Here is a 24458-nt window from a genome sequence, read left to right as displayed (position 1 = left end):
AAACCGGGGCATGCCCCGGTTTTTATCTCGCGACCCCGTCAATCAACGGCCATCTTCAAAATGAGCAGTCGCCCAAACATCTGTTACAGTTCCGGCATCCAAATCGATCACTGTGGCAGTTGCCTTGTAGGATTGCGATGCGCTTGAACTTATAACAGTCGTACACATTGTTGCATTAGCTGCGCAACCTGGATTGTGCCAGTCGATATAATAATTGGCTGGTAAAGGATCAATTTTGAATACCGCCGTCGCCTGGGTAGCACCATAGATGATCGCCCCGCAATGGGTTGGTGTAAAACTATCCATTTGAGATGTATCAACAAAGCAACTCATACCATCCGCCATGGCTGCTGTTGAACTAAAGAAAAGACCGGCTAACAGAATTGTTTTCAGTTTCATTATCTAGCTCCTTGATAATTCACAAAAAAAACTTTCCACTCACATCTGAGAAGCAAGTGTCAAATGAATAAAACAAAGAGATCGATAACATTAAAACAAATAACATCAAAATTATGACAAGCATCACTAAAAAGCCTAAAAAATAGGCATTATTGGTTTTGCATTTTTTCCAATGCCAATGCTGATATCAATAAAAACAAAAACCTTGGTATTTACGCTTCACTCCGCCACCAATGTCTCAATTGCTTCTCGCAAGGTGCCGTAATAACGCGACACACCGGGCACGGGTTTTACCCCTGCCCGCGCCAATGTGCGTAGCGGCTGGAACTGTAAATCAGCAACCACGAGCTCAGTGTGTGCCTGCTGGCATTGCGCCACCAGTTTGTTAAGGGCGGCCAGGCCCCCGGCATCCAACAAAGGGACTGCATCCATGTACAGCAGGATGCCTTGCTTGTCTTGCGCCAGTTGCGCCATTTCCGCAAAGATGCGGTCAGCAGCGGCAAAAAACAGTGGCCCGCTGATTTTAAAAGCGACCCACCCTGCTGGCAGCGGCTTGTCGATGACCCGGCGATTATCGGTAACATCACTGACCTTGGTCATCTCAGCAATTTCTTTCATAAACAGTACCGCCGCCAGCAAGATGCCAGCGGTTATGGCCACCACCATGTCAAACAATACCGTCAGGGAAAAGCAGGTAACCAATACCCAGACGTCACTGCGTGGCGCGGTGCGCAGCATCTGTAAGGACTTTGGTGCTTCACTCATATTCCAGGCCACCATCAACAGCAGCGCCGCCATGGCCGGCATCGGCAGTAACGACAACCAGGGCGCCAATAGCACTAAAGCGGCCAGTACCACCAAGGCATGCACTACCGCTGCCAGCGGCGAACGAGCGCCGGCCCGCACATTGGCCGCCGAACGGGCAATGGCCGCAGTGGCGGTGATGCCGCCAAAAAGTGGTGCCAGGATATTGCCGATCCCCTGGCCCAGCAGTTCACTATTGGCGCTATGACGCTTGCCGGTCATACCGTCCAGCACCACGGCACACAATAGCGATTCAATAGCGCCCAGCATGGCAATGGCAAAAGCGGCCGGCAGTAGGTCACGCACCAGTGACCAGCTCATCACTAACGGCTGGCCAGCCGGTCCTGGATGCTGCCATGGCCAAGCCAGACTGGGCAAAATGGCGGGTATGCCATTGCCGGCCGAGCCATCGGGTAGCAGGTAATGAAACCGCGAACCAATGGTGTCAACCGGGTAGCCAGCAGCAGAGAGTGCCAATGCCACCAGCGTTCCCAGCAATACCGCCGGCAAGTGTGCAGGTAGGGGGGTTTTCAACCGTGGCCAGAGTAACAATACCGCCAGTGTCAGGGCTGCCACCAGCAAGCTCGGCCAATGCATCTGCGGCAATGCCGCCAATAACGCCCAGACTTTGTGCAGATAATCCGCCGGCAAGGCCGATATCGACAGGCCGAAAACATCTTTTATCTGCAAGGTGGCAATCACCACTGCAATGCCACCGGTAAAGCCCAGCGTAACGGCTTCAGGAATGTATTCGATAAGCCGGCCTAAGCGAAAGAAGGCCATCAGTAGCAGCAATATTCCCGCCATCATCGAGGCAACCAGCAGGCCGGCCAGGCCATAATGCTGGGCAATGGGATAGAGCACCACCACAAAGGCAGCCGTTGGCCCGGAAATAGAAAAACGTGAACCACCACTGAGTGCGATCACCAGCCCGGCAATAATCGCCGTATAAAGGCCATATTGCGGTGCCACACCACTGGCGATAGCCAGGGCCATCGATAATGGGATAGCAATGATACCGACCGTAACCCCGGCAATCAGATCATGAATGGCATCTTGCCTGTTATAACCTTCAGCCAGTCGGGTTCGCAGGGCATGCCCCAGTTGCAGGGAAAAAAGGTGGGCGCGGTGTGGCACAGATAACGCCTTATAACGGTAGCTGAAGGCGATATTATAGTAACGGCCGGAAGGAGAAAGTACCCCTATAAGAAAAAGGGGCTTTAGGCCAGGGTATCAATCAGAGTGCCGAGCATCTCATCGGCGGTTTTGATCACCTTGGCGGCAGCGGCTGATTCCTGCTTGGCTACATTCAGCTGCATTACCGGCTCTACACCCACCTCACCCCGAGCCAGGGTACTGGCTGCATCGTTGGCACGCTGCATGGCGGTGTTTTGTAAATGAAGACCACTGGCAATCACACTGTTCATGGCCGCTCTCCGGTATGCTTGAATAACGCTGAGTGTACGTCAGCGCGCAAAAAATCACCAGCTCACATCGCGTTCGAAAAACACTTTAATTGCCGCAGCCACCTGCTGCGGGTTGGAAATGAAGGGCGCATGAGAGCTGTGCTCAAAGACATGACTGCGAGAGCCTGGTAACTGCTGATCCAGGGTTTCGGCAATGGCCACCGGCACCAGTGCGTCCAACCGCCCGTACAGCCGCAGAGTTGGCACGTTCAGGGCCCCTAGCGCCGGCCGCAGGTCGGTATTGTCCAAGATGGCCAGCCCACCGGCCAACGCCGCCCGGCTCGGCATTGGCCGGGCCAGGACTTGCTCACGTAGCGCTTTGATGTCTTGACGCGCGCTGGGCGCCCCCATGGCCTGAATGGCCAAAAAACGGTCAAGCAGTGTGGCGATATCGCCTTCCACACTGTCTTTAAACTGTTGCAGCACCGCCGGTTTAATGCCCGGCCAGTTGTCGTCAGCAACAAAGCGGGGGCTGGAAGCAAGGGTAATAAGCCCCTTCATCTGCCCATAACCATGCAGCGCCGCCTGCATAGCAACCAGGCCACCCAGCGACCAGCCTAACCAGATGGCCCCTGCCGGCACTTTGGCCGCCACGGCCCGGGCCAGAGTATCGATATCAGCATGGGCCGGTTCAGCGTTCGCTTCGCCAAATCCGGGCAGATCAACCACAATGGTATCAATGCCCGAAAGGGCAGGTAACAGGGATGAAAACACGGCGCCGTTAACGCCCCAGCCGTGCAACATTACCAGGACAGGTGATGACATATGACCTCCAAAAGCGCGCCTATGCTAGCGGCTCTGCTGGCCAGGGCCAAGCCTTCGTCACTTTGCTGGCTGTGCCATGAGCCGGCCAGTGCCGCTCTGTGTCAGTGCTGTTTACACGACTTGCCTGATCTCGGCCGCTGTTGCCAACGCTGCGGCGAACCGGGCCCCAGCCCCTGCAAGCACTGCCGCCAGCGGCCGCCAACCGTTGACCGGTTAGTTGCCGGTTACCGCTACGGGCCTCCACTGGATAGGGCCTTGCAAGCATTCAAGCACCACCGCCAGTGGTGGCTTGATGCCATGCTGTGCCAGCCGTTACTGGCACGACTTCAGGAACAACCGCAGCCCGAATGCCTGGTGCCAGTACCGCTACACTGGCGCCGCCGGCTGTGGCGAGGCTTTAATCAGGCTGAGCTTATTGCCCGGCAACTGGGTAACGCCTTGGCACTACCGGTCAACTGTCATTTATGTCGCCGCCACCGCGCCACAGCTCGCCAACAGGGGCAAAGCCGGCGGCAGCGGCTCAGTAACCTCAACGGGGCTTTTAGCCTTAGTGGACCGGTGCCCGAGCATGTGGCCATAGTCGATGATGTGGTGACCACCGGCAGCACCGTCAACCTCTTGGCAAAGCTGCTCAAGGCCCATGGCTGCCAACAGGTGCAGGTGTGGTGTCTGGCTCGCGCCTGACAGGTGACGAGTGCGCACTTTTTTGATAAATAAGAGGCCCCAAAAATACCTGTGCTGGCACCGTGGACCTGTTTTCCCTGATCCTGATGTTTGGTGTACTGCTGGGCGGCCTTATCAGCGTTCATTTATTACTACAGCTGCTGACTAATAAGGGCCCGCAGGACAAGCGCATCAATGCGCTGATGGTTACCCTGACTTTAACTCTGTGCCTGCTGCTGGTCGGCTCGTTGTTTCAGGGTATTCCCTTACCCAGTTAAGCCACCCCGGCGGTTTTAAAACGGCAGGTACAAGGCATTGGTGAGCCAACGTTCAGAGCCTCGCTGAATACCCCGGAAACTGACATCATCAAGTAGCGCAACAACGCTGCCCTGCCCCAAGTGCTGGGCAATGGCTGCCGGTGTACCGGCCAAAGCCCGGCGATTGGGCTCACTCATGTAGCCTGCCAGCAAGGGCTCATGTTGGTAACGGGCCAACACGGAAAAAGGTTGCTCACTTTCTGCCACCATCACTGTGTGGTCCCGCATCAAGGCCAGGACCGGCCGAACCAGGCCAAAATTCAGCGGGTGGCTGTTATCCAGCTGTGCCAGCACCTGGGTGCCGGCAATCAAAGTGCGCGCCAGATGCGCATCCTGATCCGCGTAACGCAAGTCTGCACTGGCAAATTGCGCCAAACGAGCTTGTTCATCCTTCAGTTTTACCGCCAGTAAACCCTGCTGAGCGGCCCAGGCCACTGCATCTGTCATCAGGATCAACCGCCCACCCTGCTCTACCCATTGTTTGATCCGCGCGCTTTGCTCGCTATTGAGCGCCAGTGGCGCTGCCGCCGGTACGATCAAATGGGTAAATTCCCGTAAATCCAACCAGGGTAAGACACTGCTATCAAGCAGGCTGACCGCTACGCCTGCGCGGGTATCCAGGCTATGCCAGACACCACCGGCACGTTGCGCGTGAATATCCCGGCCAACCAGCAACCCCACCCGTGGCGCCCGTAAGGGCAGCAAGGAAGGGCTACCCAAATCGACACCCTGCTGTGAAAGGCCACTGGCCAACGGTCGAATAGCCAGCTGATGACGCTGACTAAGCTGCTGTAATAGCGCCAGTACATCACCACCTGGCTGCCGCCTTGGGATCAGCAAATCGCCTGCTTGCAGAAGTTGTTTACCGTTGTGGGCGGCACGGCCCAGGGCAAACACTCTTACCCCAGTGCGCAACAAATCGGCCAGTAAAGCCGGTGCCCGGCTGTCTTGCCAGGAAATGGTCCAGGCGTAGGCCGCCGTCACTGCGGGTAGTGACGCCGGCTGCACCTGCCAGTCAGGCCCGGACATCGCACTTTGGTACTGACGGCGACTGACCGGCAGCGCCTCGATGTTGAACGCTGCCGGCAGGTTCCAGGCGGATACATCGTAGAAGGTGTTGTCAGCAAAAGTGGTCGGTGTCGAAAAGACCGACTGCACCAAACGCGCTTGTGGCTGTGCCAGCGGCACAAAAAGGCCTTGTGTGATGACGTTGCCCGCCAGCGTCACCGGTGCCTGTAAACGCTGCACCTGAATACCATGGCGACGCAACAATAACGCCAGGGCCGATAACCGCGCCGGATCACCCGGATCTTTGAGCAAATAACCGCGTAATTTATTCCTTTTCGCGTCGGCAACCGCCGAACGAAAGAAGTCATTTTGATACTGAGCCAACCGCGCTTTATTGTGCACCACGCCACTAAGCAATTGCTGGCTGGCCAGCAGCTGGTTTTCGATACTGAAGGTAAAGGTCTTGCGGCCAAACGGCGTCGCCTGCACCTGGCCACGTACCCGGGCCTGTTCGTAGAGAATACCGATAGCACCCATAGCATCGCCGTAGCTGGAGGCCTTGCCCCAGTAGAAGTCGTCAAAGGACTCACCGGTAAAATACAACCGCCCTTGCTGATCCAGACCTTTGGCGACATCCGCGGCCAAGGCCCGGGTGATCGCCTGATTCTCTTTGGGTGTCAATGGGTTAACCCGGCTGGCTACCCCCGGCTGCATAAAAAAGGTGCTATGTGGCCCCATTTCATGGAAATCACCAAACACCTGTGGCAGCCATTGTTGCCAGAAACGGATGCGATTTTGTGACGCCGGGTGCGTCAGCAGCAGCCAGTCACGATTGAGATCAAAACCATAATGCGACAGCCGCCCGGCCGGAAAATCCTGCCAGCGACTACGGTGCTGTAGTGAGTCTGACGGCTGCTGAGCAGCCATGTTGTTGGCAAAGTTGGCGTAGCGATCAAGCCCATCCGGGTTTAGTGCCGGGTCAATAAAAACAATGGTGTGCTCCAAGATCTGGCGTACCTGCGGGCTATTACTGGCCGCCAGCCAATAGGCGAGTAGTGGCGCCGCATTGGCCCCGGAGGGTTCATCTCCATGCACCGAATAACCGAGCCAGACCACCGCGGGCAAGGCGCTATCGCGTTTACCGGTGGTGACTTTGAGGTGAGCCTGGCGGATCGCCTCCAACCGCGCCAGGTTAGCCGGGCTGGATATAGCCAGTAAGACCTGCCGGCGCTGTTCCGTGGTGCGGCCAATGGCCAATGCCTGGATGCGCTCAGAACGGCCAGCCAATGCCGCCAGGTACTGCTGCTGTTGATCAAAGCGCAGGTGCCAGTCACCAATACCAAAACCCAGCACCGACTCCGGCGTCGGCAACACCGGGTTCATGGGCTGCTGGGGAAAATACTCACCGGTGGGTTTGGCCAGCGCCAGAAACGGGGCCAGCAACAGCGCCAAAAACTGTTTCATTGCACAACACTCCTGTCAGTCTGCTTTCAGACTAACTAAGCACGGCGAAATGTAACAGACTTGTTAACTTGAAAGTGTTACCGCTGGTCTTGTAATAATTGCTGAAGGTGCCGTTCTACTCGCTGGCGATGGCGTATGGGCGCTATTAACACCAGCGCCGGTAATGCCGCCCCCAGCATCGGCCAGATGCTGCTGTAGGCGATCTGATGAGCATCGGCATAGCCCATAAAACCACCTGCCAGTACCACCAGAATAAACACTAACAGCCAGTGCTGGCGCCTGATCTGGCTTGTCAGCTGGGCCTCTTCTTGCAGCCACAGGGCAATACGGGTCTGTTCATTAGGGCGAAAAGCCGCCCATTGCTGGCGCCAACGCGCCACCGACTCTGGGTCCAGGTGTTGTTGCGTCGCCAACATCAGCCCCTGGCGAGCAGTACTGCGCAGTGACAGGGGTAATCCCCGTAAAGACATCGAAACCTCCTTTTTAGCTGCCAAACAGGCTAGCCCTTTGTGCTTTCGGGGCCAAGCGCGCTATCATACCCGAGTAAAGTAGTCAGGTTTTTGAGAGGCACCATGATCCGCATTTCCGAGGCCGCCCAGGCCCACTTTGCCAAACTGCTCGCCGACCAGCCGGACGGCACCAACATTCGCGTATTTGTGGTCAATCCCGGTACTGCCAATGCCGAATGCGGCGTGTCTTACTGCCCACCGGACGCAGTAGAAGCCAGTGATATCCGTCTGCCTTTTGCTGGTTTCGATGCCATCGTTGACAACAGCTCAGCGCCTTTTCTGGAAGAAGCAGAAATTGACTACGTCACCGACCAGATGGGTGCCCAGCTGACCCTCAAGGCCCCAAACGCAAAAGTGCGCAAAGTGGCTGACGACGCGCCGCTTATCGAACGCATCGACTATGTATTGCAGTCACAAATCAACCCGCAGCTGGCCAGCCATGGTGGTCAGGTAGCCGTGATGGAAATCACTGCTGAAGGCGTTGCTGTACTGCAATTCGGCGGTGGCTGTAATGGCTGCTCCATGGTCGATGTCACACTCAAAGAAGGCATTGAGAAAGAACTGCTAGCCGCTTTCCCGGACGAACTCAAGGGTGTCAAAGACGCCACCGAGCACCAGGCCGGCGAGCATTCTTATTACTGATGCGCCAGCTCATTGAGCGCCTTGGCAGCCAACCACGCCGGTCAGTTAAGCGATTTCTGACCGGTTTTGTGCTGTTTATGCTGGGACTGCTACTGATTTATCTTGGCCACCAATTCGATGTGGTATTGCAGATCCCGGGCATCGCTGTAGGCGCGGCGGGCTTTTGTGTGGCGCTGGTGGGGTATACCGGCATTCTTTGCAACCGTATCAGCCAGTTCCTTAACCGCTGAATACAAAGCCAGGGCGCCGGTATAGCCACCACAGGCTCAGCCCGCGCATGGCCATCAGCCCGGTCAAGGCCAGCCACAATGCGTGATTCCCCAAACCCTGGCTGACAAACCACAGCGGAAAAAACACCCCGAATACCGCCAGCAGCATACTGTTACGCATATCCCGGCCTCGTGTAGCACCAATAAAGACGCCATCAAACAAATAACACCACATGGCGACCAGCGGTAAAACAACCACCCAGCCCAGATACTGGCCGGCCACCTGACGCACCCCGGGCAAGTCGGTCAACAGGGCAATAATCGGCTTACCCGCAAGAGCAAAGAGCAGGGAAAATGCGAGCGCAAACAGCAACGACCACTGGCCGCATAGCCGTACCCAATGGCGTAACCCTGCCTCGTCTTGTTCTCCAATGGCTTTGCCCGTTAGCGCCTCAGCCGCGTAGGCAATGCCATCCAGAGCGTAGGAAATCAGCAGCAAAAAGTTCAGCAGTACCGCATTGGCAGCCACTACGGTGTCGCCGAGCCGCGCACCTTGAAAAGTAATGAATAAAAAGCACAGCTCCAGGCTGAAGGTGCGGAGCAAAATATCCTTGTTCAAATGCAGCAACTGCGACCAGCCCGGCACCTTGCATGCCGCCGCCAGCGCGCGCAGGGGCAGCCGCCGCTGCACCAGCCATAATCCCAGGGCCAGGGCACTGTAATCGGCAATTACCGATGCGCCAGCAGCCCCTTTGACCTGCCAGCCAAAACCCACCACAAAAAGCAGATCCAGCAGCATATTAAGCACATTGGCCAAAATCAGTACCGCCATGGGTCCACGGGTGTCCTGGCGCCCCACCAGAAAACCCAATATGGCCAGATTTGCCAGTGCTGCCGGCAATCCCCAAATGCGCAGGTAAAAATAATGACTGGCCTGCTCCGCCACCGCCGCCGAGGCACCCGACAACGACAACCCCAGTTCGCCAATGGGCACCTGTAAAGCCAGCACGAATACGGCAATGAGTAGCGCCAGCGTTAGGCTTTTCACCATCCAGGCCGCCAGCGCAGCATGATCGCCACGACCATGGGCCTGGGCAATCAGGCCCGTGGTACTCATCCGCAAAAAACCGCACAGCCACAGCAAAAAAGTGATCAGCATGCTGCCCACTGCCACGCCACCCAGATAAGCCGGGTCGGCCAGGTGGCCGATCACCGCGGTATCCACCAGCCCCAGTAGCGGCACGGTGATGTTGGAAAGGATCATCGGTACGGCCAGATGCAGTACCCGGCGGTGGTCAGCTGTCACGGCAAGCTCAGTTTTGTGAACTGGGCCAAGTCTGCCCTGCTGGGCAAGTGCAGGCAAGGTCGTTACACTGCCTGCAAATGTTGCGGAGTTATTAACAAATGAAAACAGCCCTGCTTGGCCTGGCCCTGCTCAGCACAATTGCCAGCGCCGCCCCGGATATCAATTCCTACAGCAATTTTGATCAGGTCAAAACCACACACCTGACACTGAATCTGAATGTCGACTTTGCCCAACAGCAACTGGCCGGCACCGCCACCCTTGACTTTAAACGCCTGCAACCCGAGGTCAATACGCTGGTACTGGATACCCGCGCGCTGAAAGTCTCCCGGGTTGAGCAAGCCGTAGATGGCCACTGGCAACAGGCCCAATGGCACTGGGGTCAAGGCAGCAAGGCATTGGGTACTCCGCTGAGCATTACTTTGGCCAAAGGCGCCAACAAGGTACGAGTGCGCTACCACACCACCGAGGGGGCAACCGGCCTGCAATGGCTGACACCAGCCCAGACCGCCGGTAAAAAACAGCCCTTCTTGTTCACCCAGGCCCAGGCTATTCAGGCCCGCAGTTTTATTCCCTTGCAAGACAGCCCGTCCGTGCGCCTGACCTACGACGCCACCTTGACGGTTCCCAAAGGGCTGATGGCCGTAATGAGCGCCGAAAATAGCCAAACCGTCAGTGCTGACGGTGTCTATCACTTTCATATGCCGCAGGCCATTCCGACCTACCTGATTGCCTTGGCAGTGGGCGATCTGCGCTTTCAGGCCATGGGCAAACGGACCGGTGTCTATGCCGAACCGTCGGTACTCAAAGCCGCTGCCAAAGAGTTCGAAGATACCGAGGCGATGATGACCACGGTAGAAAAAATGTACGGCCCATACGCCTGGGGCCGCTATGACCTGCTGATCTTGCCCCCGAGCTTCCCCTTTGGCGGTATGGAAAACCCCCGGTTGTCATTCATTACCCCTACGGTTATCGCTGGCGACAAATCGCTGGTGTCGCTGATCGCCCATGAGCTGGCCCACTCCTGGTCCGGCAACCTGGTTACCAACGCCACCTGGCAGGATCTGTGGCTCAATGAAGGTTTTACCACCTACCTGACCTACCGCATTATGGAAGCGGTGTACGGGAAGCCGCGCGAACGTATGGAAGCGGTAATTGGCTACCAGGATCTACAAGAAGATCTGCACAAGATGCCAGCCGCCGACACCCGTTTAGTACCGGATTTGACCGGCCGTGACCCAGACGACGCCTTTTCTGATATTCCTTATGAAAAAGGCGCGCTGATGCTGTTTGAAATAGAAAACCGCCTGGGGCGCAAGAAAATGGATGCCTTCTTGCGCGGCTATTTCCAGCACTTCCGTTTTCAGTCGGTGTCTACCGCCATGTTCCTTGATTACGCAGCGAAAAAGGGCCTGGATGTAGCACGCCTGAAACAGTGGATTTACCAACCAGGGCTGCCAGCCGGTGCCCCACAGCCACATTCTGATGCCTTTAAAAAGGTCGCTGATGAACAGCAGCAATGGCTGACAGGGCAACGCAAGGTCAGCGCCATTGCCTTTAAAACCTGGACGGCGCAGCAACAGCTGTATTTCATCAACCAGCTCCCGAAGAGCATCAGCAGTGCTCAGCTCAGCGCCCTGGATCAGGCTTTTATGCTGACCGGCACCCGCAACAACGAAGTAGCCCATGCCTGGTATCGGCAAGCCATTGCCCATGACTACCAGCCGGCCTTTGCTGACATGGCGGATTATCTGAGGCATATTGGCCGACGCAAACTGATAGTACCGTTGTACGAGATGCTGATGGCCAAGCCTCGCTATCAGGCGCTGGCTAAACGGATATATGCCGAAGCCCGCCCAGGCTACCACCCGCTGGCACAGCATAGCCTCGACGACATCGTCAAATAAGTGAGATGGGCCGCCCCGGCGGCCCGTGGAGACACCATGCGCTTGCTGTTTTTGCTGCTGCTGGTGATAACCCTGCCCACCCGGGCAGCGGTTATCCTGCTGTATCATCATGTCGCGACCGATACCCCACCGAGCACCACGACCACACCCAAGGTCTTTGCCTCACACTTGCAGTACCTGCATGACCATGGCTTTCACGTAGTAGCGCTGGCCGACGCCATTGCCGAGGCGCAGGGTAAAACAACCCTGCCCCCTTTCAGCGTCGCCATTACTTTTGATGATGGCTACCAGGATATTGCCGACAACGCCGCACCACTGTTGGCAAAATACGGTTACCCGTTCACGGTGTTTGTGAACCGTGACCGCCTTGGCCACCATGGCATGATGTCTCTGGCTACCCTCAAGGCACTACCAGGCGTGACCTTTGCTAACCACACGGCCAGCCACCAACACCTGACGACCTTACCGCTGGCACAGGCCCGCCAGAGTATTGTCGATGGCCAACTACCCGGTATGCAGAAATGGCTGGCCTGGCCCTACGGGGAGTACAGCCCGGCTCTGGAAAAACTGGCCCAGCAGCTCGGTTACGTTGCCTTCGGCCAACAATCCGGAGCCAGCGGTTCCTACGCCAGCCTGACCGCCTTGCCCCGCTTCCCTGCTGCCGGTCGTTACGCCAATCTGGAAACCCTGACCACCAAGTTACGTAGCCTGGCCATGCCGCTGACCAGCAGTGACACCAATATGGTGCAAACAGGGGAGCTGTCGCCTGCGCTAACCCTGACGATTCACGACCAAGATGTGCGAATGGACCGCTTTGCCTGTTACTTTCTCGGCAACCGGGTGGATATTCACATTAACGGCGAAACTGTTACCCTGCCGCCCATCGAACTGCCACCCGGACGGTCGCGGGTAAACTGCACCGCGCTTAGCCGCAGCCAGCCACATCGTTACTACTGGTGGTCACAACCCTGGCTCTCTGGCCAGCCACTGGACTGAACATGAATAAGCCTACACCGTTTACCCGCCTTAAGGCCGGTTACCCGCTGTGCGCCCTGGATGATATTGCCAACCCGGGTGCCAGAGGTTTTTATTTTGAAAGCCCGGGTGGCGAAGTCTTGTCGATTTTCGTGACGCGCCGTGACCAGCAGGTCAGCGCCTTTGTCAATCGCTGCCCGCACATGCAGGTGCCTCTGAATGCCGCCCCCAATGACTTTTTGACCAAGGCTGGCGATCAGATCATCTGTGCTAAACACGGCGCGCTTTTTTCCATGGATAGCGGCCTTTGCTCAGCGGGCCCGTGCCGCGGCCATTACCTGCAAGCGGTACCGGTAAAACTTGCCGACGGCCAGGTGCTAACCGCCTGAACAGATAAGAACCGTAACAGTGAATTACCCCGGTAGGCTTTGTAATTGGCCGGGGTAATTTTTATGCTGTGACAATGAGTATCCGATCACTCTTTGCCATGGCTAGCTGCTGGCAGCAGCCGGTGAGCGGTCAACGTCTGCGACCGGTAAACTGAGCATGGCTGGCACTTTTCGCTCACTGCATAACCGCCACTTTCGTCACTACACTCTGACTGGCCTGCCATCCAATATCGGCACCTGGATGCAGCGCACCGCTCAGGACTGGCTGGTACTGACCGAGCTGACGCAACACAGTGCAACGGCACTGGGGATTGTCACAGCCCTGCAGTTTTTGCCACCGCTGTTACTGTTACCTTTTACTGGCCTGGCTGCTGACCGCATTGACCGACGCAAACTGCTGATGCTGACTCAAGGCAGTATGGCGTTACTGGCAATGCTCCTTGGCCTACTGGTCGTCACCGGCAGCGTTGCGCTCTGGCATGCTTACCTATTTGCTTTCTTACTGGGCTGTTGCACCGCTTTTGACTCACCGGTACGCCAATCCTTCGTCGCTGAAATGGTGGGTGAAGCTCGGCTCAGTAACGCTGTTGCCTTAAACTCCATGTCGTTTAACAGCGCCCGGATGATAGGCCCGGCTGCCGCAGGGGTCTTGATTGCTGCTGTCGGTACCGGCTGGATCTTCATCGTTAACGGCCTGTCCTTTTTGCCGTTGCTATTGATACTGGCCAACATGCCGGCCAAGGAATTACACCGGAACCACCATGGCCAGCGCCAGACTCTGTGGGCGGCTTTTCCTTACGTCTGGCACAACAAAGTCTTACTCAGCACCGTACTTATGGTGGCGTTGATGGGCAGTGTTGGCCTAAACCTGCCCATTTACATTGCCACTATGTCGACGCTGGTCTTCCATGGTGGCGCCAGCCAGTACGGGCTGATGACATCCATGTTGGCGTTGGGCACCATCAGTGGCGCCGTGCTGGCTGCTCGGCGCGAAGCCCCAACGCTGGGGCTATTGCTGGTTGCCAGCAGCAGTTTTGCTCTGGCCATGCTCAGCGCCGCGGCCAGCCCGACCCTGCTGCTGTTTTGCCTGATCCTGATATTGATTGGCCTGGCTGCTCAAACTTTTTTGATCACAGCGAACAGCCGTGTACAGCTGGCAACAGCACCTCACATGCGAGGTCGCGTAATGGCTCTGTTCATGGCCGTGGCCATGGGGGGACAACCGCTAACCGGACCTTTGGTGGGTTGGGTTGTGGACCATTTTGGTGCCCGCTGGGGGCTGCTGGTGGGAGCAATGGGCGGCGTGGGCGCGGCTTTGATCGCCGGTTATTACGGCTGGCGACAGCGGCGCTGAAGCAGCTGCGACAATATGCCACATGGCCTGGCGCTGTACAGGAGGAGGAGAATACGCGCACAGTAACAACAGTAGCAATGACATGAAAAAACACTTACCTCTGCTGGCGCTTGTCGCCGCCCCGGCCATGGCACAGGATGCCGCACCGGCCAGCCCACTGAAAAATGATCTTGAACACATTGTTGTCACCAGCGCCGGCATGGAACAGCCCGGTGTGGTGATCACCGATCCGAAAGCCCCGCAGCAGCCGCTGCCCGCTCACGACGGTGCTGACTATCTGAAGACCATTCCCGGTTTTTCCATTGCCCGTAAAGGCGGCGCCAGCAGTGAAGCGCTGTTTCGCGGCATGGGCGCCTCCCGTATCAACATTCTGACGGACGGCCAGACACTGCTGGGCGGTTGCGCTAACCGTATGGACCCGCCAACGGCCTACATCTCGCCACAGAGCTTTGACCAGATCAAAGTGATCAAGGGCCCGGAGTCCGTGTTGTATGGCCCGGCCTCAGCAACCGTTCTGTTTGAGAAGAAAAACCGCCGTTTCACTGGCCCTGACGCCTACGGCGATGTATCAGCCACCGTGGCACAATACGGCCGCCGGGAAGCCAGTGCCGATATTACCGCAGGCAATCGCGATGGATTTGCCCGCCTGGCCGCCACCAAATCCCGGGCCGACAACTACCGTGATGGCAGTGGTAATGAAGTTAACAGTCATTACGACCGCTGGAGTACCGATGCGGAGCTGGGCTGGACCCCCACCGACGATACCCTGGTCATGCTTTCGGCTGGCCGCAGTAATGGCGAAGCCGCCTATGCCGACCGCGGTATGGATGGCACCAAGTTCGACCGCACCAACCTTGGCCTGAAAGTACGAGTTGACCACCTGACTTCCTGGCTGACCCGCCTGGAAACACAGGTGTTTTTCAACTACATCGACCATGTCATGGACAACTATTCACTGCGTACCTTCACGCCGTCGATGATGATGCCCCACCCCATGGCCATTAACCCTGATCGCTACACCCGCGGTGGCCGCATTCAGGCCGACCTAGCGCTGGCACCGCGCTTAAGCGCCAAAGTGGGTCTGGATACTAAGAACAATGCACATCGTCAGCGCAGCACCATGAATGCGCTGATGATGCCCTACCAAGACAAACCGCGCCTGGCTGACGGCAAGTTTCAGCAAAGTGGTGTCTTTGCCGAACTGACTTACCAGCTGGCCGCCAACCGCCGGCTGATCAGCGGCGCCCGCCTCGATCACTGGCAGGCCTGGGACCAGCGGATGATGCTGATGCCGGGCATGATGACCACCCTGATGAACCCCACCTACGGTGATGAACGTCAGGACAACCTGCCCAGTGGTTTTGTACGTCTGGAAACCACCTCGGCACACAGCACCTGGTATGCCGGTATCGGCCATGCCGAGCGCTTCCCTGACTACTGGGAGATCATTGGCAATAGCCGCGCCAGCGAAAACAGTGACTCGGCCTTCTACACCGCACCGGAGAAAAACACCCAGCTGGATCTGGGCTGGATCAGCCAGCGCGGGCCGCTGCGCGCGGAAGTGTCGCTGTATTACAGCCGCATCAATGATTTCATCCTGATTGAAAGTGCCAGCATGATGAGCCCCTCTTTGGTGCGTAACATCGATGCTGAAAACTACGGTGGTGAAGCCAGCCTCCGTTACAAGCTCACTGACGCCTGGCAATGGCAAGCCAGCCTGGCTTACAGCCATGGTCAGAACCTGACTGATCATCGCCCACTGGCACAAATGCCGCCGCTGGAAGTGCGTCTGGGTACTGACTATGCAGTGAATGACTGGACCTTTGGCGCCCTGTGGCGGCTGGTAGCGGCACAGCACCGGGTCGCCGTAGGCCAGGGCACTGTCATCGGTACCGATATTGGTAAAAGTGCCGGCTTCGGGGTGTTTTCGTTAAACGCCAACTGGCGCCCAGCCGAACACTGGCAGCTCAGCCTTGGGGTCGATAACCTGTTCGACAAAACCTATGCCGAGCACCTGTCTCGGGCCGGTGCTGCCATTGCCGGTTTTGACCAAACCACACGTGTCAACGAACCGGGCCGCACCGCTTGGGCGCAAGTTGCTTATCGTTTTTAAGTTACTTTCCTTAGAAACCCGCAAAGGCCCGTTTCGGGCCTTTTTTGTTTTAAAAATGAAATCAAATTGATTAATTAAAGTTGCATTAAGTTAACACTAAAAAGACAAGCGTTGCTTTGAACGTGCTTTATCCGCATTTCACGGCCTTGATCATAGTTCTGGCCTTTTAACCCTTGTTCATTATCGGTATAAAACTAGCGTCTTTTCAGTCAATCAATCGGGCCTTGTATGACAGATTCCGTGAGCCTCGACGCCATTAAGGCGGAAGAAGCCAAAAAACGCCGGGCGTTTATCGCCCTGTTCATGATCGAAATGTGGGAACGTTTCGGTTTTTACGGCATGCAAATTCTTATCGTCGTATTTGCTATCGACTATCTGGGATTTGAAGATAGCCGTGCCAACCTCACCTGGGGGGCTTTTGCCGCCCTGATTTACCTGACACCGGTAGTCGGTGGCTGGATTGGCGATAAAGTCCTTGGCGCCCGCCGCACCACATTGCTCGGCGGTATCGTACTGGCCGGTGGCTATGGCTTGCTATCGGTGCCATGGGATCACTTTGTCGGCCAATACGCGCATGCCATGGTGTTCTTTTCCATGGGGGTCATTGCTGTTGGTAATGGTCTGTTCAAAGCTAACCCCAATAACCTGGTAGCCAAACTCTATGAAGACGACGAGTCCAAGCTCGACGGCGCCTTCACCATGTATTACATGTCCATCAACCTTGGTGCTTTCCTGTCCCAGGCGATGACCCCTATCATCCGTGTGCACTTCGGCTGGCACTGGGCCTTCCTGGTCTGCTGTCTGGGCCTGGTGTTCGGTGTGGCGCAGTTCATCGTACAGGGCAAACACCTCAAGCACATCGGCTCAGAGCCTGACTTCAAGCCGGTTAACTGGGGCCGTATCCTGGCTGTGCTGCTGGGCACGCTGATTGTGGCACTGGTGATTGGCCAGGTTATCCAAAACATCGCTCTGGCAAACCTGGTAGTGCAAATTGCGGCCTGGGGCCTGGCGGGCTTCTTTGTCTACCTGCTGGTCAAAGCCAACAGCAATGAGCGCAGCGGTCTGATTGCCATGGTCATCCTGACCTTGCAAACCATTCTGTTCTTCGTGTTCTACCAGCAGATGTCCACCTCCTTGACTCTGTTTGCTAAGAACAACGTCAACCTGGATGTAATGGGCTTTCACATTCCGCCGGAACAGTTCCAGGTACTGAACCCGTTCTGGATCGCGGTCATGAGCCCGGTATTGGCCTGGCTGTATGCCTCGCTGGGTAAAAAAGACAAAGATCCGTCACTGGCCAGTAAGTACGCCTGGGGTTTTGTGCTGCTGGCGGTGGGTTTCTTCCTGTATGCCATCAGCGGTAACTTTGCTGACCAGGGCTTTGTCTCTCCGGCCTGGATGCTCGGCGGCTACTTCTTCCAGTCTGTAGGTGAGCTGCTGATCTCTGGCTTGGGTCTGGGCATGGTGGCCCGCTACGTGGCACCGAACCTTCGCGGCCTGATGATGGGTGCCTGGTTGCTGGCAACTGGTCTGGCGCAGTTCCTCGGCTCTATCGTGGCGAACTACGCGTCTGTGCCGAAGAACGTCACCAACCCTCTGGAAACCCTGCCGCTGTACACCAACCTCTTCCAGAAATTAGGCTGGGTGGCGCTGGCAGGCGCAGTGGTAGCCATTATTCTGGTACCTTTCCTGAAGAAACTGGATACCCACTCCAAAGGCGCAGCCGTATAAGCTGGTTGCACCTAGCCAATAAAAAACGCGCCGTACGGCGCGTTTTTTTTATACGCAATGCGTTAGTTAGAAGCTGTTGTTGCGAATAACGCCCACCGCCAGGCCTTCAATGGTTACCGGGGTTTCCCGTAAATCCACTTCGATATCTGCAAAGTCGGCGTTTTCAGCAATGAGCCGCAGTTTATGGCCATGTTGGTCAAGACGCTTAACGGTGACATCATCTTCCACCCGGGCCACCACGACCTGACCATTGCGAGCCTGCTGAGTACGGTGAACCGCCAGCAAATCACCATCCATTATGCCAATGTCTTTCATGCTTTCGCCTTTTACGCGCAGCAGGAAATCGGCTTTCGGGTGAAACAGGTTCGGGTCCATTTGGTAGTGAGATTCCACATGCTCAGTGGCCAGAATAGGTTCACCGGCGGCAACTTGGCCAATCAGCGGTAACCCGGCTTCTTCCGGCTCCACTGCCGGCAAAGAACCATCCTCTAGCAAACGAATGCCGCGGGAGGTGCCGGCAAGAATTTCAATCACCCCTTTGCGCGCCAGTGCTTTGAGATGCTCTTCAGCCGCGTTGGCAGACTTAAAGCCCAACTCTTTGGCAATTTCTGCCCGGGTCGGCGGCATACCGCTTTCCTGAATACGGGCACGGATTAATTCCAAAATTTCTTTTTGGCGAGGTGTCAGGGGGCGCATGCTGGCCTCAACTGGTTTTATCTACAGTAACTGTCAGTATATACAGTTGCCGACAGATAACAACAGCTCTGCGTTAAAGCCATAAAGCCGCAGCCTTTATGTATTATTACCCACAGAGTTATCCACAAAGACGAAGGATTTTTTCCAAGCCGTCGGCCAGGTGCTGACGATCATGGCGGTAATTGATGTCGTCACTGGCCAGTGCCATTGGTAACTGCCGCACGCCATCAGGCAACCCCTGCCAATCGAGCCCCGGCTCGGTCAGCACCCAGTCGACCGGCATAAAACCTAACTGCTCCTCGAGCCAGGCCAACCGCTGCCCGGCGCTCAGTTGCCGTACCGGGCTGTTTTCCCGGCCAAGGTTTTCAATCCACACGACCGGAGCCCGGCTGGCCCGTAACGCCTGAGCCAGCTCCGGCAACAATAAAGGCGGCAACACCGATGTCAAAAATGACCCCGGCCCCAACAGCAGTAAATCAGCCTCAGCAACAGCATCAACAGCTTCCTGAGTGGCGCTGACCATCGGTTGCAAGGTGACACTGGCCGGCATCCGGGTGAGGTTATCCAGCTGCCGTTCCCCCAGGTGTTGCTGCCCTGCTAGGCAGTGTGCCAGCAGATCGGTCGGTGTTTCGGTCATCGGCAGCAATTCACATTTGACCCGCAATACCCGCCGTACCAGGTTGATGGCTTCCAGCGGCCTGACGCTAAGATCATCCAGCGCCAGCAGGATAAGATTGCCAAGGTTGTGGCCACGCAGCTCACCGTCATCACTGAAGCGGTACTCAAATAACTGGCTGCCGGTGGAGGCCTGCGGTACCAATTGGTTGATGCAGTTACGCACATCTCCCCAGGCAATGCAGTCACGGGTGCGCCGCAAACGGCCAGTAGAGCCGCCGTTGTCAGTGGTGGCAACAATCCCGGTCAGACGCGGGCCAAGAAAATTCAGGGCAGACAGTGTTCGCCCCAAGCCATGGCCACCGCCGAGTGCGACCACGCGTTCCAGGCTGGCCAGTAAAGGGCGATAAAGAGACTCTGGCACGATCATTCAAAGCCGATGGGTGATGCCCCAGAGTACCCCGCTCACAAAGACTTTGACAAAGATTTCTGCTAAGCTCGCCGGCTCGTTTTCCCGGAATTTTACTGTGCTAGCGACGACGTTAATCCAGGCGTTGAAATGGCCTGTTTCACTGCTGGTTAAAAGCAAACTGGTACCTCAGGACCCTGTTAAAGAACTGGGCCTGAACCCGGACTTGCCGATTATCTACACCTTCAAGACAGCCTCGGTATCGGATCTGCTAGCGGTGCAGCGGCAATGCCGGTTACTGGGGCTGCCCGACCCGACAGAGCCTCTGATTCTGGGGGGTCAAGTACTGCCCCGCAGCCTGTTTTTGGACCGCCCGGTCAGCTTGCTGACCCGCCGCCGCCGCCGGGGCAATTTCCGGACGCAACTGGCCGAGGTGCTGGAGGCGTTACAGGCAAATCCGGATAGTAATATTCAACTGTTGCCGGTGTCCTTGTTCTGGGGCCGCCAACCGGGCGCCGAAAACCCGTCATTACTGGGCAGCCTGCTGTCAGATTACGACTCCCCTTCCTGGCTACGTAAGGCTTTGATATTACTGCGCTATGGCCGTGATAACTTCATCCGCTTTGCCCGTCCGGTAGCGCTGCGTGAGCTGCTGGAACAGCGCCGCCACCCGGATCTGCCCCATACCCTGACGCGGGTGGCCCGAGTGCACTTTTCCCGTCAGCGCCGGGTGATGACGGGGCCACGGCTACCGGATCGAGAATCCATGCTGGCAGCACTGCTGAAAACAGCACCGCTACGCCGGGCCATTGAAGACGATGCCCGCAGCCACAAAGACGGTGAAGCTGCCGCCGAAAAGCGCGCCCGCCAGTACCTTGAAGAAATTGCAGCCAAGTTTTCCCCTGGCCTGGTACGGGGACTGGACCGGTTGTTGACCTGGATCTGGAACCGCATCTACGGAGGTATTCAGGTCAGTAATGCCGAACGGGTACGCCAACTGGCCCATGATGGCCATGAAATCGTCTTTGTGCCCTGCCACCGCTCGCACATGGATTACCTGCTGCTGTCGTACGTGATTTATCACCAGGGCATGGTGCCACCGCACATTGCCGCCGGGGTAAACCTGAACTTTTTCCCGGCCGGGCCAATTTTCCGCCGCGGTGGCGCCTTTTTCCTGCGCCGCAGTTTCAAGGGTAACAAGCTCTACTCCACGGTCTTTCGCGAGTATCTGTTCAGCCTGTTCGACAAAGGCTATTCGGTTGAGTATTTCACCGAAGGCGGGCGCTCCCGTACCGGCCGCCTGCTACCACCGAAAACCGGCATGCTGGCGATGACGGTACAGAGCCTGCTACGGGCATCGCACCGGCCAATCACACTGGTGCCGGTCTACATCGGCTATGAACATGTGATGGAAGTCGGCTCTTATCTGAAGGAGCTGCGCGGTAAGTCCAAGGAAAAGGAATCCGGTTGGCAGGCGTTTAAGTCGTCAATCAAAGCGCTGCGCCAGGATTTTGGCCAGGGTTTTGTCAACTTCGGCCAGCCGATCAGCCTACACCAGTACCTCAGTGAATCAGTACCGCAGTGGCAGCAAGCCTGTCAGCAACCTGACACTAAGCCCAGTTGGCTCACCCCGGCAGTTAACCGGCTCAGTGTTGAAGTGCTGACCCGCATCAACGATGCCGCCGCGCTAAATAGCGTCACCCTGACGGCACTGGCATTGCTGTGCAGTGAACGCCGCGCCCTGGCCCGTGATCTGCTGGCCCAGCAACTGCAACTGCTGCTGAGTATCGCCCGCGAAGCGCCTTATTCTGTGGAAGTAACGGTACCCACAGAAGACGGCGCCACCCTGCTGGCTAAAGCCCTTAGCAGCGAAAAATTCACTAACAGCCGTGACGAGTTGGGCGAGGTCATCAGCCTGGATGACACCAGCGCCATCGTCATGACCTATTACCGCAATAACATTTTGCATCTCTATACCCTGCCGTCGCTGCTGGCCAGGTTACTGCTGGCCGGCCCTGCCACCACTGACGAGCTCAATGCTCACCTGGCCGCCTGCTACCCATTATTGCGCGCCGAATTATTTATGGGGTTGTCAAAGTCACGGCTGGCAGACTATTTGCTTCAGCTACTGGCCTGTTTTGCCAATCAGGGACTTATCCACCAGCAAGGTGAGCATTGGCACGCCGTGGCGGCAGCTGACAGCGGCTATCGTAAACTGGTGCTGCTGTCAGAAGTGGTTAGTGAGTCGTTACAGCGCTATGCCATTGTGCTGACACTGCTGCGCCGCCGTGACAGTAGCAGCCGTAGTGAACTGGAAAGCCGTGCTCAGGCTGTGGCCGAACGGCTATCGGCATTGCACGGTATCAATGCCCCGGAGTTTTACGACAAGAAGCTGTTTGCTGCCCTTATCGGCACCTTGCGCGACAGTGCACTGGTTAGTGAAGACAGTGGCAGCCTGCATGCTACCGAGCAGGCCAAAGCGCTGGATGAGCTGGTGTTGTCACTGCTGAGCCCGGATGTGGCTGACACCATTCGTAATGTGCTCTGCGCTGACGGTCAGTGCCAATGAAAAAAGCCCCGTTGGGGGCTTTTTTCATAACAAGGGCCGGTCACGGCGAAACCAGCCGGCAATGGAATAACGGTCCGCCGGGCTTGGTCGCACCTCATGGGGAAAGTCTTCCGACATAAAACACACCAGCGTGCCAGGCTCTGGTTTGACAACCGCCAGCGGCTGCTGCTGGTGATCGTAGATCACCAGCTCCCCCCCTTGCTCGGTCGGCCAGCTTTCATTGAGGTACACCACGCAGGAAACCACCCGGTTGGATTGTCCCCGAAAGGCATCCAGATGGGTTTGATAAAAATGCCCAGGCGGGTAGTGGGCAAAATGGCACTCAAAATCTCTCAAGCCCAGAAAGAGCTGTTGGTTTAGCGCCTGTTGCAGTGCCTGCATCTGCTGCAGGTACTGCTGTTGTTGCAGTGACTGGCCGCTCAGCCACAGCGTCTGATCATTGCGAATGTCCGGGCGCTGCTGGTGATCATCCTGGCGGCCGATACGACTGCGTTGCAGCTCGTCACTGCGGATCAGCAGTTCACTGCGTAGCGCTTGACGCAATGGCGTATCCAGCCAGTGACGAAGGACTACAAAGCCCCGTGCTACCAAGCCGTCAATTACCTCAGCAAAGCGGTCTGTCACGCCATCGTTCCCAAATGAAAAAAGCCCTGCACGGTATACCGCCCAGGGCTGTCGAACAATTCGAAAGCTTTATCGAAACGACAAGCCTTAGCGCAACATGAAGTCCGCCCAGAGGCCAATAGCAATTACAGCGCCGGCCCAGTTGTTGGCCAAAAAAGCCTGGAAACAGGCGCCGCGGTCACGATTACGAACCAACCACTGCTGGTGTACGAACAGCACCCCCATCACCAAGATGCTGAGATAAAACGGCAACCCCAAGGCTGCCACTTCCCCAACCTTGAGCAGGATCAGCAAGGTTGTCAGCTGCAGCAGGCCGGTGATGAGCCGGTCGAAACGACCAAACAAAATGGCCGTCGACTTAACGCCGATACGCAGGTCATCGTCACGATCAACCATGGCATAAAAGGTATCGTAGGCGATGGTCCAACTCACATTGGCGGCCAGCAACCACCATGTAGAAGCGTCAATACGGCCAGACTGCGCCGCTGCCGCCATCGGGATCCCCCAACCGAATGCTAGCCCCAATACCAGTTGTGGCAGGTGAGTGACCCGCTTCATAAACGGATAGGCAATAGCCAATGCCAGCGCCACCACACTCAGTTCAATGGTCAGCGTATTGAGGGTCAGCACCAGTGCGAATGACACCAGGCACAATACGACAAACAGCCCAACAGCGGCGGATGTGGAGATCGCCCCGGTTGCCAGTGGCCGCTGGGCCGTTCGCTTGACCCGGCCGTCCACTTTGCGATCGGCAATATCATTAATGACGCAGCCCGCCGAACGCATCAAAAACACGCCAACAAAAAAGACCAGTGTGATCCAGGGATCAGGGGCGCCGTTACTGGCAATTATCAATGACCAGAAGGTCGGCCAGAACAGCAGCAACGAGCCGATGGGTTTATCCAGGCGCATCAGCAGCGCCATCTGTTTAAGGGTGTTGATCATGATGTTGTCGTTGACCGTTGCAACCGAAAAATAGCAGGAAGAAAGGCTTCCATGACCCATAACGGTGCTTTGTCTTGGTGATGAAAAGCCGAACAGCGAGCCCATAGCGGCGCTGTTGCCACCCCCCGAGGTAACTGCTCGGGCATTACCTGGGTCAACAGCAATGGCCCGCGGTGCCAGGCATCCTGACCAAATAACCGATCACCCAGCGGCTGTTCGCCCAAATGACGCAAGGCTTCAGCACTGCCCAAAGTCTGGGCAAAGATGCAGGGCTTGGCGTCGGCATGCAACAATACTGTTCGTTGCACCACTGGCGCCGGCAACGCCAGCCAGTTTGGCAATGGCTCTGATACAGGCTCTTGTGCCAGCAACTGCACGTGAAAGCTGCGGCTGTGGGCCCGCAAACGGCGAGTCATGGAGTCTTGGCTAAGCAGCCAGCTACCAAGCGACGGTTCCAGTTCAGCGTAATCGGCTGCTGGCTGCCAGGGCCAGTCACACCACATAAGCGGTCATAGTCACGAAAAATGTGCCCCATCATAGCACCCATAACTGGCGAGCCAAGCGCTTTGCTGGCAAAGTATC

General features: G+C 56.7%; 23 protein-coding genes. 11 read left to right on the top strand and 12 right to left on the bottom strand.

The annotated features are described in order from the left end of the window. Positions 1 to 42: 42 nt before the first annotated feature. From WDB70_RS00635 to bioH, 4 genes are all read right to left on the bottom strand, one after another. The gene (locus WDB70_RS00635) at positions 43 to 399 is read right to left on the bottom strand and encodes a hypothetical protein (RefSeq protein WP_406665604.1); all 357 of its coding nucleotides are present in this window, start codon (positions 397 to 399) and stop codon (positions 43 to 45) included. 219 nt (positions 400 to 618) lie between these two features. Continuing rightward, a complete protein-coding gene (gene dauA / locus WDB70_RS00630; RefSeq protein ID WP_406665602.1) occupies positions 619 to 2340 on the bottom strand; it encodes a C4-dicarboxylic acid transporter DauA in 1722 nt (573 codons plus the stop codon). Positions 2341 to 2423: 83 nt separating this feature from the next. Next, on the bottom strand, positions 2424 to 2630 hold the full coding sequence (locus tag WDB70_RS00625; RefSeq protein WP_406665600.1) for a hypothetical protein: 207 nt from the start codon (positions 2628 to 2630) through the stop codon (positions 2424 to 2426). Positions 2631 to 2684: 54 nt separating this feature from the next. Beyond that, positions 2685 to 3434, bottom strand: coding sequence for a pimeloyl-ACP methyl ester esterase BioH (gene bioH / locus WDB70_RS00620; protein WP_406665598.1), 750 nt, complete (start codon positions 3432 to 3434; stop codon positions 2685 to 2687). Between bioH and WDB70_RS00615 the strand changes: the two genes are divergently transcribed. Together WDB70_RS00615 and WDB70_RS00610 are read left to right on the top strand one after the other, a co-directional pair. Next, complete coding sequence (locus tag WDB70_RS00615; RefSeq protein WP_406665596.1) at positions 3435 to 4118, top strand: ComF family protein; 684 nt, start codon at positions 3435 to 3437, stop codon at positions 4116 to 4118. Positions 4119 to 4180: 62 nt separating this feature from the next. Further along, the gene (locus WDB70_RS00610) at positions 4181 to 4375 is read left to right on the top strand and encodes a hypothetical protein (protein ID WP_406665594.1); all 195 of its coding nucleotides are present in this window, start codon (positions 4181 to 4183) and stop codon (positions 4373 to 4375) included. 15 nt (positions 4376 to 4390) lie between these two features. Here WDB70_RS00610 and WDB70_RS00605 read toward each other — a convergent pair whose 3' ends face one another. Together WDB70_RS00605 and WDB70_RS00600 are read right to left on the bottom strand one after the other, a co-directional pair. After that, on the bottom strand, positions 4391 to 6886 hold the full coding sequence (locus WDB70_RS00605; RefSeq protein ID WP_406665592.1) for a M14 family zinc carboxypeptidase: 2496 nt from the start codon (positions 6884 to 6886) through the stop codon (positions 4391 to 4393). Between the two features lie 77 nt (positions 6887 to 6963). Then, positions 6964 to 7356: a hypothetical protein gene (locus WDB70_RS00600; protein ID WP_406665590.1), complete on the bottom strand. Its 393-nt coding sequence runs from the start codon at positions 7354 to 7356 to the stop codon at positions 6964 to 6966. 102 nt (positions 7357 to 7458) lie between these two features. Between WDB70_RS00600 and nfuA the strand changes: the two genes are divergently transcribed. Together nfuA and WDB70_RS00590 are read left to right on the top strand one after the other, a co-directional pair. Continuing rightward, positions 7459 to 8037: an NfuA family Fe-S biogenesis protein gene (gene nfuA, locus WDB70_RS00595; protein WP_406665588.1), complete on the top strand. Its 579-nt coding sequence runs from the start codon at positions 7459 to 7461 to the stop codon at positions 8035 to 8037. Continuing rightward, complete coding sequence (locus WDB70_RS00590) at positions 8037 to 8267, top strand: hypothetical protein (protein ID WP_406665586.1); 231 nt, start codon at positions 8037 to 8039, stop codon at positions 8265 to 8267. The genes nfuA and WDB70_RS00590 overlap by 1 nt, the downstream gene beginning before the upstream one ends. On the opposite strand, the gene dinF is transcribed toward WDB70_RS00590, so the two are convergent. After that, positions 8257 to 9552 carry an MATE family efflux transporter DinF gene (gene dinF, locus WDB70_RS00585; RefSeq protein WP_406665584.1) on the bottom strand — a complete coding sequence of 432 codons (1296 nt, stop codon included), beginning with the start codon at positions 9550 to 9552 and terminating at the stop codon, positions 8257 to 8259. The genes WDB70_RS00590 and dinF overlap by 11 nt on opposite strands. 98 nt (positions 9553 to 9650) lie before the next feature. Here dinF and WDB70_RS00580 point away from each other — a divergent pair, with 98 nt between their 5' ends. From WDB70_RS00580 to WDB70_RS00555, 6 genes are all read left to right on the top strand, one after another. Next, positions 9651 to 11456, top strand: a complete 1806-nt coding sequence (locus WDB70_RS00580; protein WP_406665582.1) for a M1 family metallopeptidase — start codon at positions 9651 to 9653, stop codon at positions 11454 to 11456. A gap of 36 nt (positions 11457 to 11492) precedes the next feature. Continuing rightward, positions 11493 to 12452, top strand: a complete 960-nt coding sequence (locus tag WDB70_RS00575) for a polysaccharide deacetylase family protein (RefSeq protein WP_406665580.1) — start codon at positions 11493 to 11495, stop codon at positions 12450 to 12452. A gap of 2 nt (positions 12453 to 12454) precedes the next feature. Then, positions 12455 to 12820 carry a Rieske (2Fe-2S) protein gene (locus tag WDB70_RS00570; RefSeq protein ID WP_406665578.1) on the top strand — a complete coding sequence of 122 codons (366 nt, stop codon included), beginning with the start codon at positions 12455 to 12457 and terminating at the stop codon, positions 12818 to 12820. A 157-nt stretch (positions 12821 to 12977) separates the two neighbouring features. Beyond that, positions 12978 to 14174 (top strand): MFS transporter, encoded by a 1197-nt coding sequence (locus WDB70_RS00565; protein WP_406665576.1) that lies wholly within the window; start codon positions 12978 to 12980, stop codon positions 14172 to 14174. An 82-nt stretch (positions 14175 to 14256) separates the two neighbouring features. Further along, on the top strand, positions 14257 to 16287 hold the full coding sequence (locus WDB70_RS00560; protein WP_406665574.1) for a TonB-dependent copper receptor: 2031 nt from the start codon (positions 14257 to 14259) through the stop codon (positions 16285 to 16287). A 228-nt stretch (positions 16288 to 16515) separates the two neighbouring features. Next, the gene (locus WDB70_RS00555; RefSeq protein ID WP_406665572.1) at positions 16516 to 18018 is read left to right on the top strand and encodes a peptide MFS transporter; all 1503 of its coding nucleotides are present in this window, start codon (positions 16516 to 16518) and stop codon (positions 18016 to 18018) included. 66 nt (positions 18019 to 18084) lie between these two features. On the opposite strand, the gene lexA is transcribed toward WDB70_RS00555, so the two are convergent. Together lexA and yvcK are read right to left on the bottom strand one after the other, a co-directional pair. After that, complete coding sequence (gene lexA / locus WDB70_RS00550; protein ID WP_406665570.1) at positions 18085 to 18714, bottom strand: transcriptional repressor LexA; 630 nt, start codon at positions 18712 to 18714, stop codon at positions 18085 to 18087. A gap of 118 nt (positions 18715 to 18832) precedes the next feature. Continuing rightward, positions 18833 to 19759, bottom strand: a complete 927-nt coding sequence (gene yvcK, locus WDB70_RS00545) for a uridine diphosphate-N-acetylglucosamine-binding protein YvcK (protein WP_406665569.1) — start codon at positions 19757 to 19759, stop codon at positions 18833 to 18835. 97 nt (positions 19760 to 19856) lie between these two features. On the opposite strand from yvcK, the gene plsB reads away from it, so the two are divergent. Next, entirely contained in the window at positions 19857 to 22307 is a 2451-nt protein-coding gene (plsB, locus tag WDB70_RS00540; RefSeq protein WP_406665567.1) for a glycerol-3-phosphate 1-O-acyltransferase PlsB, read from the top strand. 24 nt (positions 22308 to 22331) lie between these two features. Here the strand turns inward: plsB and WDB70_RS00535 are convergent, their stop codons facing one another. The 3 genes from WDB70_RS00535 to WDB70_RS00525 all read right to left on the bottom strand — a co-directional run bounded on the left by WDB70_RS00535 (position 22332) and on the right by WDB70_RS00525 (position 24379). Beyond that, a complete protein-coding gene (locus WDB70_RS00535; protein ID WP_406665565.1) occupies positions 22332 to 22931 on the bottom strand; it encodes a 2OG-Fe(II) oxygenase in 600 nt (199 codons plus the stop codon). A gap of 87 nt (positions 22932 to 23018) precedes the next feature. Further along, positions 23019 to 23876: a 4-hydroxybenzoate octaprenyltransferase gene (ubiA, locus tag WDB70_RS00530; protein ID WP_406665563.1), complete on the bottom strand. Its 858-nt coding sequence runs from the start codon at positions 23874 to 23876 to the stop codon at positions 23019 to 23021. Continuing rightward, entirely contained in the window at positions 23873 to 24379 is a 507-nt protein-coding gene (locus tag WDB70_RS00525; RefSeq protein ID WP_406665561.1) for a chorismate--pyruvate lyase family protein, read from the bottom strand. The genes ubiA and WDB70_RS00525 overlap by 4 nt, the downstream gene beginning before the upstream one ends. Positions 24380 to 24458 lie beyond the last annotated feature (79 nt).

It is taken from the genome of Gallaecimonas aegicerasi (genome assembly GCF_045291545.1).
Lineage (GTDB): Bacteria > Pseudomonadota > Gammaproteobacteria > Enterobacterales > Gallaecimonadaceae > Gallaecimonas.
This window is presented reverse-complemented; position numbering and strand designations above follow the sequence as displayed.

Excerpts from the sequence above, each read along its gene's own strand:
- WDB70_RS00635 (WP_406665604.1), bottom strand. The coding sequence starts at position 399 with ATGAAACTGAAAACAATTCTGTTAGCCGGTCTTTTCTTTAGTTCAACA.
- WDB70_RS00625 (WP_406665600.1), bottom strand. The coding sequence starts at position 2,630 with ATGAACAGTGTGATTGCCAGTGGTCTTCATTTACAAAACACCGCCATG.
- bioH (WP_406665598.1), bottom strand. The coding sequence starts at position 3,434 with ATGTCATCACCTGTCCTGGTAATGTTGCACGGCTGGGGCGTTAACGGC.
- WDB70_RS00615 (WP_406665596.1), top strand. The coding sequence starts at position 3,435 with ATGACCTCCAAAAGCGCGCCTATGCTAGCGGCTCTGCTGGCCAGGGCC.
- WDB70_RS00605 (WP_406665592.1), bottom strand. The coding sequence starts at position 6,886 with ATGAAACAGTTTTTGGCGCTGTTGCTGGCCCCGTTTCTGGCGCTGGCC.
- WDB70_RS00600 (WP_406665590.1), bottom strand. The coding sequence starts at position 7,356 with ATGTCTTTACGGGGATTACCCCTGTCACTGCGCAGTACTGCTCGCCAG.
- nfuA (WP_406665588.1), top strand. The coding sequence starts at position 7,459 with ATGATCCGCATTTCCGAGGCCGCCCAGGCCCACTTTGCCAAACTGCTC.
- WDB70_RS00590 (WP_406665586.1), top strand. The coding sequence starts at position 8,037 with ATGCGCCAGCTCATTGAGCGCCTTGGCAGCCAACCACGCCGGTCAGTT.
- WDB70_RS00580 (WP_406665582.1), top strand. The coding sequence starts at position 9,651 with ATGAAAACAGCCCTGCTTGGCCTGGCCCTGCTCAGCACAATTGCCAGC.
- WDB70_RS00575 (WP_406665580.1), top strand. The coding sequence starts at position 11,493 with ATGCGCTTGCTGTTTTTGCTGCTGCTGGTGATAACCCTGCCCACCCGG.
- WDB70_RS00570 (WP_406665578.1), top strand. The coding sequence starts at position 12,455 with ATGAATAAGCCTACACCGTTTACCCGCCTTAAGGCCGGTTACCCGCTG.
- WDB70_RS00565 (WP_406665576.1), top strand. The coding sequence starts at position 12,978 with ATGGCTGGCACTTTTCGCTCACTGCATAACCGCCACTTTCGTCACTAC.
- WDB70_RS00560 (WP_406665574.1), top strand. The coding sequence starts at position 14,257 with ATGAAAAAACACTTACCTCTGCTGGCGCTTGTCGCCGCCCCGGCCATG.
- WDB70_RS00555 (WP_406665572.1), top strand. The coding sequence starts at position 16,516 with ATGACAGATTCCGTGAGCCTCGACGCCATTAAGGCGGAAGAAGCCAAA.
- lexA (WP_406665570.1), bottom strand. The coding sequence starts at position 18,714 with ATGCGCCCCCTGACACCTCGCCAAAAAGAAATTTTGGAATTAATCCGT.
- yvcK (WP_406665569.1), bottom strand. The coding sequence starts at position 19,759 with ATGATCGTGCCAGAGTCTCTTTATCGCCCTTTACTGGCCAGCCTGGAA.
- ubiA (WP_406665563.1), bottom strand. The coding sequence starts at position 23,876 with ATGATCAACACCCTTAAACAGATGGCGCTGCTGATGCGCCTGGATAAA.
- WDB70_RS00525 (WP_406665561.1), bottom strand. The coding sequence starts at position 24,379 with ATGTGGTGTGACTGGCCCTGGCAGCCAGCAGCCGATTACGCTGAACTG.